This is a genomic window from Pseudoduganella sp. jia 12 (assembly GCF_055502675.1).
The window spans coordinates 142,744-155,963 of the sequence record NZ_JBUXKP010000007.1 but is presented as its reverse complement, the minus strand read 5'-3'; the positions used below and the strand labels follow the sequence as shown (position 1 = coordinate 155,963).

The following is a 13,220-nucleotide window of genomic DNA, read 5'->3' as shown; positions in this document are numbered from 1 at the left end:
GCAGATTTGACACCATCGTCGGCAAAAACCGGAACGGTTTAGACTAGAGGGCATGACGATCGTTTCCTTTCTTTCGCGGCGGCGCCGCGCACTGGTGCTGTGCGCGGCCACGGTGGCGCTGCATTACGTGACGATCGGCTGGCTCGCGGCGCGCATCGGCACGGCCGGCACACCGGAAGAACAGGTGCCGAAGCAGGTGCCGATGACGGTGAGCGCCCAGTTGCGGCCCGCGCTGCCCGCGCGCGTGGCCAGCGTGCAGCGGCAGGCGGATGCCCCGGCACCTGCCCGTCCACGCCCGCCCGCGCGTGCTCCGGCACGGATTGCCGTTCCCGCCGACCCGGTTCCCGCGCCCGAGGCCGAGCCCCTGGCCGAACCGCTGCCGGCCACCGTCGCGGCACCCGTACCGGTGGATTTGCTCGCCGCACCGCAGCAAGCCGGCGCTGCGCCGCCGGCACCCGCAGTAGAATCACCAGCCGGGCCGCCGGCCGCCCCGGCCGCGACCGCCGAGCCGATGGCGGGCCGGCGCTTCCGTGTCGACCTGCCGCCCACTGCCAGCTTCGAGCTGGACGTGAAACGCACCGATGCGGATGGCACGCAATGGAGCGGCAGCGCGGACATGCGCTGGCAGACCGATGGCAGTACGTACAAGGTGGCGCTTGAAGTCGGTGTCAGCATGCTGATCGCGCGCGTGGGGCTGCTGGAGCTGGCCAGCGAAGGCACGATCGACGATGCCGGCATTGCCCCGCGCAAGATGACGGAAAAGCGGCGCAGCCGCTCGATGACGGCCACGCACTTCGACCACGAGGGCGGGCGCATCACGTTCTCGGCCAGTACGGCCGCGGTGCCGATGGTGGCCGGCGCGCAGGACAAGGCCACGGTGCCGTTCCAGCTGGCCGCGATCGGCCGCGGCGACGTGAACCAGTTCGGCAGCGATATCGATATCCAGGTCGGCGAAGACCGCGAGGCCACCGTATACCGCTTCGTGCTGGTGGGCGAAGAGGAGCTGGAAACGAAGATGGGCCGGCTCGTGACATGGCGGCTGGCCCGGCCGCCGCGGCCCGGCAGCTACAACGCGCGGCTCGATATCTGGCTCGCGCCCTCGCTGGACTGGTACCCCGTGCAGATCCGGAATACGGAACGCAGTGGCGCCGTGACGACGCAGACCGTCACCAGGATCCTGCGCCCGGAACGCCGGACAGCGGAAAACTGAAAAGGAAACACATGAAACACATCCTGCACTGTGCCGCGCTGGCGGCTTCGTTCGCCGCGGCCGGCTTGGCCGCCGCCCAGGACGACCACCCGAGCGTGAAATACAGGTTCGACCTGCCGCCGTCCGCGGAGCTGGCCTACACGGTGAAGGCCAGCAGCCATGGCATCCCGCTGTCCGGCACCGGCACCATCGCGTGGCAGCAGGGCGGCGGCAAGTACACGCTCGTGACGGAGGCACGCTCCGGCATGTTCGGCAAGGTGCTCGAATACCGCAGCGAAGGCGCGGTCGATGCCTGGGGGCTCGCGCCGGACACGTATTACGAAAAGCGCCTGCGCAAGGGAGGTGGCACCACGACCTTCAACCGCGACGCGAAGGCCATCGACCTGGCCGACAGCGACAACACGGTACCGATCCACGGTGGCGAACAGGACCGCAGCAGCGCCCCCTGGCAACTGGCCGCCATCGCCCGCGCCGCCCCGAAGAAATTCGTTCCGGGTTCTGAATGGAAGTTCTACGTGGTGGGCCGGCGCAGCGCCGAGACGTGGAGCTTCAAGGTCGTCGGCACCGACACGATCAAGACCGGCGTGGGTGAGCTGAAAGCCGTCCACTTCAGCAAGGCGCCGCCGAAAGGCAAGGGCCAGCAGGTGGACTTGTGGCTGGCACCCTCGCTGGAATGGTACCCGGTGCGGCTCGTGTTCATGGAGGAGGACGGGGATTCGTTCGAGCAGTTGCTCGAAAAAGTGACGAAAAAATAACCGCCCGCAAAACTGGGGACGTACCCCTGTTTTGAGGCAATACGACGCAAACGCCGAGGGTATTTGGTATCTTTTCGACAATATTTCTTGAAAACCAGGGTCTGTCCCCGGTTTTGCAAATGGCTAATTTGCTGGCAGGAACTGGTATACTCACGTCCCCGCCTGAGTTCGCAAGCCTTCGAGGTTTAAGCAGCAAGGCGCCCAGAACCCCGGAGCGCAATGAGTATGACCGCACATGCGACAGCCAGCGCAGCCTTGGCTGCCGAGAACAATCCCAACGAGCAGGAACAGGCACTGCAGGCGCATTTCCAGCCCAATGTGTCCGTCGACGAGATCGAGCAGGTTTTCCACCTGAAGCGCGCGCAGCCGCTGCTGCAGGTGTTTACCGCCTTGTTCCACGGCGGCTTCGAGAGCGTGCTGGTGCGCCTGCTGGTGCTGCGCGAGCTGGCCAACGACGCCACCGTTTCCGCGTTTTCCCGCGCCGACATCAACACGCGCCTGGCCTACCTGCTGCCGGAAAGCCTGGAAACGGTGCTGATGCGCCTGCGCACGAACGGCCTGCTGGCCTGGGATGCGCAGCAGGGCGTTTACCGCGTGACGCCGATGGCGCGCAACGTGCTCTCGTCCATCGACGGCCTGCTGACCCTCGGGCAGCAGGACGACGATGCCGGCATGAGTTTCCTGCTGTCGCAGGTGGCCGGTGCGCAGGCCGTGGGCGGCGTGACCAGCGAACAGCTGCAGCACCTGCTGGGCCGCCTGACCGACCTGACGGAGGAATTCCGCGACGCGATCGCTTCCGGCTCCGAATTCCAGTTGCGCGAATCGCAGGCCAAGTGGCATACGGCGTGCGACTGGGTGGAGAAGGGCTCCGAGATCCTGCGCGCCATCACCAGCGACGAGAACGCCGATGCGGCCACCCATCGCGCCGCGCAGGCGATCGGCCGCGCCCAGAGTTCGCTGCTGAACATGCAGGGCATGTTCTCGCGCGCGCTGAACCAGATCGAGCGGCAGCGCGTGCACCTGGGCCAGTCCGGTCTGTCGACCACCGACATCAAGCGCTGGCTGCTGGCGCACCAGGACCTGGCGTCGCTGGCCGAGGATGCGATCGAGCAGCCGGTCAAGCCGCTGTTCATCACGCCGGCCGAGATGATCGACGTGGCGGAAACGGAACTGCTGACCGAGCGCGTGGCCACCGCCGTTTCCGGCCTGCCGTCCGGCGAGGATGCGCCGCTGACCGTGAACGAAGACCAGGTGATGCAGCGCGAGCTGGACGACTGGCTGGCGCGCCTGTCCGATTTCGCCACGCTGAACAATTTCCCCAGCATCGCCGACGAATCGCCGAAGGGCATCAAGGTGCATGAAGCGCTGCTGCCGGCCAGTTTCGCGGTGGCGTCGTACCGCGCCTCCATGCTGCCGCTGCTGGGCGACGAAGGCGAGGCGAGCCTGCAGGGCGCCACGGCCGAACTGGCGCGCCTGCCGCTGCAATTCGCGCCCACCGACATGATGGTGCAACTGGACGACATGGAAGTCGCGGCGATGACGCTGGCGAACCTCTCCCTCGATTTGAAAGACAACGGCAAGGCCGCGAGCTGACTATGAACGACGATTCCCAAATCCTGATCGCGCGCCTGCTGACGCATCAGACCCTGCGCCGCGACGACAAGCTGGTGAAACGCGCGCTGTCCGACGAGCTGTTCCGCCAGGAGGTGGACGCGCGCCTGCTCGCCACCGGCCTGAAACTGCTGGACAACGTCTACGCCGACCACGTGACCCTGGCGCTGCACCGCGCGATCGAGCCGAAGATCTTCGGCGCGCGCGATACGTGGCAGAACAATAATTTCGGCCTCGCGCGCGACGGCGTGGCGCTGCTCGTCGTGCTGTGGGCGCTGATCATCCTGCCCAAGCGCGAACGGCAGGAGACCCACCAGCACGCGGACGACAACCAGGACGACATGTTCGGCAGCGAAAAGCCGGTGCCGCGCGCGGAAGACACGTCGATCGGCATCCCGTACAAGGCGCTGCTGGCCGACTTCGGCGACAAGCTGGGCAAGAAAACGCGCATGGACATGAACCTGGGCATCCTGTCGAAGCTGGGCTTCATCGAGCGCCGTGGCGACATCCTCGTGGAAGGCCCGCTGCTCGACCTGCTGATGGATACCGACCTGCTGAAGGAGCGCATCATCAGCGGCGCGCTGGCCGACGTGTTCAAGCGCGCGCCGGCGCAGGTCGTGCACATCCCGCGCGCCGTGCTTGCCGCAGCCAACGACACCGCCAACAGCGGGGCGGCCGAACCCGCCGCCGAAGACGAAGTGGCCGCCGCCATCCGCGACGCCGCCGCTTCTGCCAGCAATACCGCCAACGACACCGAGAACCGGAGCTGACGCATGTTTCACATCAAATCGCTGGAACTGGTCCACTGGGATTACTGGCAGCGCATCAAGAACATCCCGCTGGACGCCAAGATCATCACGATCGCCGGCCAGAACGGCTCGGGCAAGACCACGCTGCTCGATGCGCTGCGCACGCTGTTCGGCCTGGATTGCTCGATGGGCCGCACCTACAAGCACTATGCGCGGCACTCCGGCCAGCAGAACGCCTGGCTGCGCGCCGTCGTCGATAACCGGGCCCAGGGCCGGCAGCTGTCGAACCGCCCGTTCCGTTCCAGCGGCTTCTTCTCCGAGGATGAAGTCACGCTGTTCTGCCAGATCCAGAAGAACGGCGGCGACTGGAAGCGCCAGTACCTGATGCGCCCCGGGAACGTCGAGATCGAGGAAGTGACGGAAGCGAACGACTGGCTCGGCGTGGAAAACTACCGCAAGCGCCTCGCGAATGCCGGCCTGTCGCCGGCGATGGCGAAAGTGCTGGCGCTGGAGCAGGGCGAAACCGACAAGCTGTGCGAATACGCGCCGCGCCAGTTGCTGGACCTGGTGTTCCAGGTCTTCGGCGACAAGGAAGTGCTCGACGCCTACGACGAGGCGAAGCGCCACCAGCGCGATACCGAGGAAGAACTGAAGCGCTTCGAGGCGGAACTGGATGGGTCGCGTGCGAACCTGGAAGGCCTGCGCCTGCGCGTGGCCAACTACCACCAGTGGGAAACGCTGCACAAGGAACGCCGCAACCTGCAGGAAGAAGTGCTGCCCACGCTGGAATACCACGAGGCGCGCGAGAAGGCCAACAACATCGGCCGCCAGCTGCGCGAGGCGAAGAAGCCGCTGGCGCAGGTGGACCAGCAGATCGCCGATAAACGCCGCGAGGTGGAACGGCAGGCATTGCTGCTGCAGGAAGCGCAGCAGCAGGAAACGGTGCTCGAGCAGGAGTCGACGGTGCTGCAGACGCGCCTGTCCGCGCTGAACGCGAAAATCAAGCCCCTGGACAGCCTGATCGAACAGAAGTCGCGCCTGCAAAAGCTCGCCGCCGAAGCGGGGGCCGACATCGCCGACGTGGCCAGGCAGCTGGAGGAAAAGGAAGCGGAACTGGCGCGCCTGCGCGCGGCCCGCGACACGGTCGCGTCGCGCATCGCGGCCGACAAGGCCACCATCTCCGCATTGCAGGGCAAGACGGCGATGCCGGAGCCGGACAACGTGCGGCAGATGCGCCGCGTGCTGCGCGATGCGAACATCCCGCATGCGATGCTGTCCGACATCGTCGAAGTGACGGATCCGAAATGGCAGGGTGCCGTCGAGGGCGTGCTGGGCGGCTATGCTTCGGTGGTGCTGCTGGAGAATGCCTCCGACGCGGCGGCGGCCTACCGCCTCGCTGAAAAGGAGCGCTACCGCCACTTCATCGTGCCCGAATGCGTGAAGGCGCACGAGCCGAAGAACGACAGCCTGCTGTCGGTGGTGCGCTTCACCGCGCGCGCGCCGGAATGGCTGATCGAACAGCTGTCGCGCATCACCCGCGTGGATTCGGTGGAGCAGGGCGCGAAGCTCGGCAACATCGAGGAATGGATCACGCCGGACGCGTACCACAAGGAACGCCGCGGCGGCCGCTCGCTGTTCGTGGAAGTGTCGCGCTACCGCTTCGGCTCCGCCGGCCGCACGCAGCGCCAGGAAGCCATTGCCCGCAACCTGCCGTCGCTGGAAGCGGAAGAAGACAAGTTCACGCTGCAGATCAGCAAGCTGGCCGCCGAAACCAGTGCGCTGAAGGCGCGCGTGGCCGGTGTCGACGCGGTGAAGGAACTCTCCGCCCGTGCGGACGAATTCGACGAAGCCGCGCGCGCTTCGGTGCCGCTGCGTTCCGAGCGGCTCGAAGTGGGTTCGCGCCTGGGCGAGCTGCAAGGCCTGATGAAGAACGCGACCGTGGCGCGCACGCGTGCCGACGGTGCGTGGAATGGCGCGCGCATGGCGCTTTCCGAAGCGGAAGCGGGCATGCGCCTGAACTACAAGCGCCAGCTCGACCAGCGCTCCGACCACGCCCGCGCCCTGCTGGCGCTGCGCCGGCAATGGAAGCACCTGCCGGCCGGCTGGCGCCGCCCGGCACGCCGCCAGGCGGTGGTGGCGCAGCACGTCAACGCGCACCAGGTCGATTTGCGCATCGCCAGTCTGCAGGCCAGCCTGGCGCGCGACGACTGGGAACTCGACGCCACCGTCATCGACCAGTACGCGCGACTCAACGAGCAGCTGTCGTCGCGCAAGAGCGAGACGGAGGAACGCCGCTACCAGAACAACCGCGCGATCGAAGCCACCGGCAACGCGCGCGGCGCGTATATCGAGCGGCTGCGCTACACGATCAAGCAATACACGAAGAACATCAAGGAGCTGGGCGAACTGGCCAAGATCGAAGTCAGCGCCGACCCGGTGAAACTGGAAAACGACGACCTGCTGCTGGCCCAGGCCGGCCTGCATGTGCGCTTCAAGTTCGACGGCAAGGGCGTGATCGGCATGAACGACGGCGAAGCCTCCGGCGGCCAGCAGGTGATGAAATCGCTCGTACTGCTCATCGGCCTGCTGAAGTCCGACGAAGGCTCCGGCGGCTTCGTCTTCATCGATGAACCGTTCGCCCACCTGGACATCCGCAACATCCAGCTGGTCGGCGAATTCCTGAAGAACACCGACGCCCAATACCTGATGACGACCCCGCTGACGCACAACACGGACGTCTACGACCCTTCCGAACTCACGCTCATCACGAGCAAGAAAAAGAAGGACACCCAGTGGGCGCAACCGATCTTCGTCCTGCAACGCAAGAAACCCGAAGACAAAGCCGCTGCCTGACGCCAATATTGCCTGAAACCGGGGGCAGACCCCGGTTTCAGGCAATATTTCCTAAATTCGGGGTCTGACCCCGGTTTTTGGCAACTTGATGCAGTCAACGCAGCTTGATGTCCACCACCGTCGGATCTTCCTTCACTTCGATCGCCGCATCCTCGAACTTCGGCGGGCCGAACATGGCGGCGGGGGCGCGCGACATGCCCCAGCTTTCGTTCGGGATGCCCAGCACGCGGTCGAGCTCGCCGTTGTCGTTGGCGTCCTCGTAGGCCAGCACGGCGAAGGTGCCGGGCGGGACGTCGGATACGGTCACCTTGGTCGTGCCGGGTTCGGCGGGCACGGAGGCGGTGTAGGCGCACTGCTTCAGGAAGCGCTCGCGGTCGCACACGGCCACGCTGACCTTGCCCTTGCCGGTCACGTTTTCCACCGTGATGTCGACCGTCGCCGCGCCAGCCGGTGACAGCGCGGCGCAGTACAATGCCGCAGCGCAGAGGAAGGCCTCCCAGGCGGATCGGTTTATCGGCTGCATGCAAAATCCTTTCGTATTCGCAATTCGAACCGGGCCGTCCGCGGCGCTGCCGGCCGGGCCCTTGTGGTAATCTCGACAACTCCGAATCCTGCTGGCAGAACCTTCATGCTGTTCAACGCCCTCATCGTCGTCGTCACCGTCATCGGCATGGAGCTGTTCTCCATCTTCGCGCACAAGTACGTGATGCACGGCTTCGGCTGGGGGTGGCACAAGTCGCATCACGAACCACGCACGGGCTGGTTCGAGAAGAACGACCTGTACGCGGTGTTCTTCGCCGGGATCGCCATCGCGCTGATCTACGCCGGCACGCGCGGCCATCACCCGCTGGAATGGATCGGTGCGGGCATGACGGCCTACGGCATGCTGTATTTCGTCGCCCACGACGGCCTGGTGCACCAGCGCTGGCCGTTCAAGTACGTGCCGCGCCGCGGTTACCTGAAGCGGCTGTACCAGGCCCACCGCATGCACCACGCGGTGCAGGGCAAGGAGGGCACCGTGTCGTTCGGTTTCCTGTACGCGCCCCCCGTGGACCGGCTCAAGCGGCAGTTGCACGCGTTGCACCAGGGCCGGCCGCAAAGGCGCGCGGCCGCTGCCACAACGTTGCCGGACGAACCGCCGGTCGCCGGGAACGAGAGCCGAAGCGCGAGCTGACGGCCACCGCGCCGCCCTTCGCCAGCAGCCATAGTTTCATCGCCTTCGACGTGCCCACCCGCTCATCCCACGCGCGTGCCCCGCGCCGCTTCACTTCGATGCCGATCTGCCGGTACACGTAGTGCGCGGTGGCGATCGCCCACGCCGAACGGAGCGGCAGCGCGGCGATGCCGTCGGTGGCCGAGGCGTAATACGGTTCCGCATGATCGACCAGCCGGGCCGCCACTTTCGCCAGCGCGGCGCGGTGCCGCGGCGATGCGATCTCGCCGGGAGCGATGCCCGCTTCGCGCAGCCACTGCGCCGGCACGTACACGCGGTCGATGCCGGCATCGTCGACGATGTCGCGGGCAATGTTCGTCAGCTGGAATGCCAGCCCCAGGTCGCACGCATGGTCGAGCACCGCTTCATCCTTCACGCCCATGATCGATGCCATCATCAGGCCGACGACACCGGCCACGTGATAGCAATAGCGCAGCGTGTCGTCGATGGTGTCGTAGCGCTCCCCGTGCACGTCCATGGCGAAGCCGGCCAGATGGTCGAACGCGAACCGCGGCGGGATCGCGTGGCGCAGCGCCACTTCCTGGAAAGCGGCGAACGCCGGGTCACGCATCGTTTCGCGCTCGTATGCGCGCTGCGTCAGGTCTTCCAGCGTGGCCAGGTGGCGCGCCGCTTCCTCCGGCGTGGGAGCGGCGCCGCCGAAGCCGAGCTCCTGGCCGTCGACGACGTCGTCGCAATGCCGGCACCACGCATAGAGCATCAGCACGCTGCGCCGCGTGGCCGGGTCGAACAGCCGCGCCGCGGCGGCGAAGCTCTTCGAGCCCACGTTGATGGTGTTGGTGGCGTGGTCCAGCAGGGCGCCATCGTCCTGCGCGGTCATGCTGCCGCTCCTTCGAGCATCAGTCCCGCGGTGGCCTTGGCCGATCCGATCACGCCCGGCACGCCGGCCCCGGGGTGTGTGCCGGCGCCCACCAGGTACAGGTTGGCCAGTTCGGCATCGCGGTTGTGCGGCCGGAACCAGGCGCTTTGCGTGAGGATCGGTTCCAGCGAGAAGGCGGAACCCACGTGGGCATTGAGTTCGTCGCGGAAGTCGAGCGGGGTGAAGATGCGGCTGGTGACGAGCTGGCTGCGCAGCCCCGGCATGTAGTGCCGCTCCAGGTAGTCGAAGATGCGGTCGCGGTAGCGCGGGCCTTCGACGGTCCAGTCGATCGGCGCGTTGCCCAGGTGCGGTACCGGCGCCAGCACGTAGTGGCTGCCGCAGCCGGGCGGCGCCAGCGACGGGTCGGTGACGCACGGCGCGTGCAGGTACAGCGAGAAATCGTCGGCCAGCTCGGACCCGCCGAAGATCTCCTGGATCAGTTCCTTGTAGCGCGGGCCGAAGCACACGGTGTGGTGCTGCAACTGGGCGTGATGGTGGTTCAGGCCGAAGTACAGCACGAACAGCGAATTGGAAAAACGCTTCTTCTTCAGCGCCTCGGCATGCGCGGGACCGCGCGGGTGCTGGCCCAGCAGCGAGGCATACGTGTGCACCACGTCCGCGTTCGATGCCACCGCGTCGGCGGGGAAGAAGCGGCCGTCCTGCAGCCGCACGCCGCTGGCGCGCGCGCCCGACGTTTCGATCTGCGCCACCGGCGCGTTCAGCTCGATGCGCCCGCCGATATCCTCGAACAGCCGCACCATGCCGTTGACGAGCGCGCCGGTGCCGCCGCGCGGGAACCACACGCCCCATTGGCGTTCCAGCGCGTGGATCAGCGTGTAGATCGACGATGTGGCGAAAGGATTGCCGCCCACGAGCAGCGAGTGGAACGAGAACGCCTGGCGCAGTTGTTCATCCTGGATGAAGCGGGACACCAGGCTGTACACGCTGCGCCAGGCCTGCAGCTTCGCCAGTTGCGGTCCGGCCTGGATCATCGAGCGGAACGACAGGAACGGTACCGCGCCCAGCTTGATATAGCCTTCCTCGAACGTGGCTTTCGAATAGGCGAGGAAGCGCTGGTAACCCTGCACGTCCGCCGGGTTGCGGGCATGGATCTGCCGGTCGAGCGCTTCCTGGTCGTTGGCATAGTCGAACTTGCTGCCGTCTTCCCAGCACAGCCGGTAGAACGGCGCCACGGGCAGCATGTCCACGTAGTCGGCCATCTTCTTTCCGGCGGCGGCGAACAGTTCCTCGATGGCGGACGGGTCGGTGATCACGGTGGGGCCGGCATCGAAGACGAAGCCCTGGTCTTCGTACACATAGGCGCGGCCGCCCGGTTTGTCGCGCTTTTCCAGCAGCGTGGTCTGGATGCCGCTGGCCTGCAGGCGGATGGCCAGTGCCAGGCCGCCAAAGCCGGCGCCCACGACCACGGCGGTTTTCGTTCGGTTCATGCGGGTGTCCTGATGGTTCGGTTGATGCGGGAATGGATCTGGCCGGGGTGGATGCGCAGTGCCGCGTCGACCGCGGCCCCCACCGGTACCGGCGGCTTGCCGGTCAACACGCGCGCCATGTCTGCCAGCGTGGGCCGGCCGGCGTAGAAGCGGGCGACGAGGCCGGGCGGCAGCGTGTAGAAGCGCTGCATCACGCGCCAGCGGTTTTCCGGCTCGCCGGCCAGGAACAGCATGCGGTTCAGCAGCCGGAAGAAGCGCTGTCCGCGCCATGCGACCTGCGCTTCCTGCCGGATCGCCGCGAACAGTGCCGGCGCATCGAGCGCCGGCAACTGCGCGATGCGTTCGGCCAGCCGCACCGCGTGCGGCAGCGAATAGCCGGTGGTCGGGTGGAACAACCCCGCGCGCAGGCCCGTGCAGGGCTGGCCCGCCAGGTCGTTCCAGTAGCCATCCACGTCGCCGGCCAGCACGATGGGCAATGAACCATGCTCCTCGCGCAGCACTTCGGCGATGCGCCAGCCGCGCGCGGTGGCGTAGGCGGCGATGTTGTCGCGCAGCCGCTCGGGTTCCCAGGCGGCCGTGTCGACATAATGCGTGTCTTCGATGAGCAGCCGGTCGGGACCGAAAGGCAGCAGGTAGACGAAGCGGTAGCCGCCCTGCTGGGCCACGCCGGCATCCATGATCACGGGCCGCGACAGGCCGTGCGGCGCATGCAGCCGCACTTCCTGGCCGAGGAACGTCTGGTAGCCGAGCGCCAGCCGCTCGCTGGGCCGCATGCCGCGGCCGTCGATGACGGCGCGCGCTTCCAGCAGCTCGCCGCCGGCCAGGCGCACCGTGGTCGGCGTCACTTCGTCGATCCGCACGCCCAGGTGCAATGCGGAACCCAGCGCGGGTTCGATCACGCGGGCGAAATCGCCCGACGCGATGCTGGCATAGCCGCTGTCCAGCGTGCGGGAGTAGTCGGGGAAGACCACGTCGTAGCCGGGCCATTGCGCGCTGATGAGCGGCGCGAGCCATGCCCGCTGTGCCGCGTCGAGATCGCCGTCATGGAACGACCATGTGTGGTTGCCGCCCAGCGCTTCGCCCTGTTCCAGCAGCAGGATGCGCAGTTCGGGGCGTTGCGTGCGCAGGCGCCAGGCCAGCAGGCCGTTGGCAAGGCCGCCGCCGGCCAGGATGACGTCGAAGGACTTCATGCCGAACGCGCCAGCAGCGGGTCCGTTGGCTGCGCGCGATCCAGGCCGAGCGCCGCTTCGATGATATCGATGGCGCGGCGCGTGCCGCCGGCGCGCGCCACGTTGCCGGCCAGTGTGTCCAGCCGGGGCTTGAACGATGGCTCGTCCAGCAGGTGTCGCAGCTTCCGGGACAATTGCCCGGCCGTGGCAAAGCGCGGCGACGCCAGCAGGCCCACGCCGGCATGCCGCACGCGCGCCGCGGAGCCGGGGTGGTCGAACGCGATCGGCAAAGCCAGGATCGGCGTGCGTGCCTCGATCGCATCGAGCACCGTGTTCACGCCCGCGTGCGAGATCACCGCGTCGGCCCGCGCCAGCGCCTCACGCTGCGGCGCGAACGCGCAGACCCACGTGGCGCCGGCGCGTTCCAGTTCGCGCGACTGCCGTTCATCCAGGCCGCCGCAGTGCGCCGCCAGCAGCTGCACGCCCGCCGAGCGGCACGCTTTCGCGATGCGCAGGAACAGGCCGAGCCGGTGGCCCTGCATCGTGCCGAGCGAGGCGAACACGAACGGCCGGTCGGCGGCAATGGGCGGCAGCGGCTGCTGCACGACTTCCTTGCGGGCGGCCGAACGGAACGGCCCCACGTGATGGAAATGGGCGGGCAATGCGCGGCGCGGGAATTCATAGCCTTCCACCGTCTGGCTCACCTGCGCCAGCGGCGACAGGCATTCGTGCAGGCCGTCGCGCGCGGCCAGGCCGAAGCCGTGCGCATGGCGCTCGATCGTGCGCCGGTGCGGCGTCATCATCCAGTCGTAGACACGGGTGCTGCCTTCATACATGCGCAGCGATCGCTCGTCGGTGCCGTAGGCGAACGGCATAACGGGCAGCGGGATGCCGGGTTCGCGGTTGACGGGCAGCGCGCAGGCGACGGAAACAAACGGCATGCCGAGCGCTTCCGCGACGAGGCCGCCGGCCGCTTCCATCTGGTCGCAAACGAGGAAATCGACGCGCTGCGCTTCCAGCGCTGCAGGCAGTTCGCGGCACAGCATGTCGGTACTGGCGGCCATGTCGTCGATCACACGGCGCAATCCGAGCGGGCTGCCGGGATTGGCGGCGCGGCGCATCACGGCGGCCAGCGTGCCGGGCGGATGGCTGGCGGCGCCCAGCGCATGGAAGCCGAGCCGGCTGTCGGCCAGGTGGGCGCCGGCATCGGCCTGCTGGAAGTACGTGACGCGGTGGCCGCGTGCGACCAGTTCCAGCGCCAGTGCGGCGAGCGCATTGAAATGGCTGTAGAACGCCGGTGCCACCACGCCGAAATGTGCCATCGGTATGCTCCGT

11 protein-coding genes are annotated in these 13,220 nt (G+C 67.3%); 6 read left to right on the top strand and 5 right to left on the bottom strand.

What is annotated here, in order from left to right:
* Positions 1-52 precede the first annotated feature (52 nt).
* The 5 genes from ACY65G_RS17005 (at position 53) to ACY65G_RS16985 (ending at position 7,178) form a co-directional block, all read left to right on the top strand.
* A complete protein-coding gene (locus tag ACY65G_RS17005) occupies positions 53-1,210 on the top strand; it encodes a DUF3108 domain-containing protein (RefSeq protein WP_464998506.1) in 1,158 nt (385 codons plus the stop codon).
* A gap of 11 nt (positions 1,211-1,221) precedes the next feature.
* Complete coding sequence (locus ACY65G_RS17000) at positions 1,222-1,965, top strand: DUF3108 domain-containing protein (RefSeq protein WP_464998505.1); 744 nt, start codon at positions 1,222-1,224, stop codon at positions 1,963-1,965.
* Between the two features lie 225 nt (positions 1,966-2,190).
* Complete coding sequence (locus tag ACY65G_RS16995; protein WP_464998709.1) at positions 2,191-3,558, top strand: hypothetical protein; 1,368 nt, start codon at positions 2,191-2,193, stop codon at positions 3,556-3,558.
* Positions 3,559-3,560: 2 nt separating this feature from the next.
* On the top strand, positions 3,561-4,346 hold the full coding sequence (locus ACY65G_RS16990; RefSeq protein ID WP_464998504.1) for a hypothetical protein: 786 nt from the start codon (positions 3,561-3,563) through the stop codon (positions 4,344-4,346).
* Between the two features lie 3 nt (positions 4,347-4,349).
* Positions 4,350-7,178, top strand: coding sequence for an AAA family ATPase (locus tag ACY65G_RS16985; RefSeq protein WP_464998503.1), 2,829 nt, complete (start codon positions 4,350-4,352; stop codon positions 7,176-7,178).
* A 94-nt stretch (positions 7,179-7,272) separates the two neighbouring features.
* On the opposite strand, the gene ACY65G_RS16980 is transcribed toward ACY65G_RS16985, so the two are convergent.
* Entirely contained in the window at positions 7,273-7,701 is a 429-nt protein-coding gene (locus tag ACY65G_RS16980) for a DUF2141 domain-containing protein (RefSeq protein ID WP_464998502.1), read from the bottom strand.
* A gap of 105 nt (positions 7,702-7,806) precedes the next feature.
* Between ACY65G_RS16980 and ACY65G_RS16975 the strand changes: the two genes are divergently transcribed.
* Entirely contained in the window at positions 7,807-8,352 is a 546-nt protein-coding gene (locus tag ACY65G_RS16975; RefSeq protein ID WP_464998501.1) for a sterol desaturase family protein, read from the top strand.
* Here the strand turns inward: ACY65G_RS16975 and crtB are convergent.
* Genes crtB through ACY65G_RS16955 form a run of 4 tightly spaced genes read right to left on the bottom strand, consistent with a single transcriptional unit; the run spans position 8,237 to position 13,207 of the window.
* The gene (gene crtB / locus ACY65G_RS16970) at positions 8,237-9,229 is read right to left on the bottom strand and encodes a 15-cis-phytoene synthase CrtB (protein ID WP_464998500.1); all 993 of its coding nucleotides are present in this window, start codon (positions 9,227-9,229) and stop codon (positions 8,237-8,239) included. The two genes, ACY65G_RS16975 and crtB, sit on opposite strands and share 116 nt — an antisense overlap.
* Positions 9,226-10,716 (bottom strand): phytoene desaturase, encoded by a 1,491-nt coding sequence (locus ACY65G_RS16965; protein ID WP_464998499.1) that lies wholly within the window; start codon positions 10,714-10,716, stop codon positions 9,226-9,228. Before ACY65G_RS16965 ends, crtB begins: the two co-directional genes overlap by 4 nt.
* The gene (crtY, locus tag ACY65G_RS16960; RefSeq protein WP_464998498.1) at positions 10,713-11,906 is read right to left on the bottom strand and encodes a lycopene beta-cyclase CrtY; all 1,194 of its coding nucleotides are present in this window, start codon (positions 11,904-11,906) and stop codon (positions 10,713-10,715) included. Before crtY ends, ACY65G_RS16965 begins: the two co-directional genes overlap by 4 nt.
* A complete protein-coding gene (locus ACY65G_RS16955; protein ID WP_464998497.1) occupies positions 11,903-13,207 on the bottom strand; it encodes a glycosyltransferase in 1,305 nt (434 codons plus the stop codon). Before ACY65G_RS16955 ends, crtY begins: the two co-directional genes overlap by 4 nt.
* Positions 13,208-13,220 lie beyond the last annotated feature (13 nt).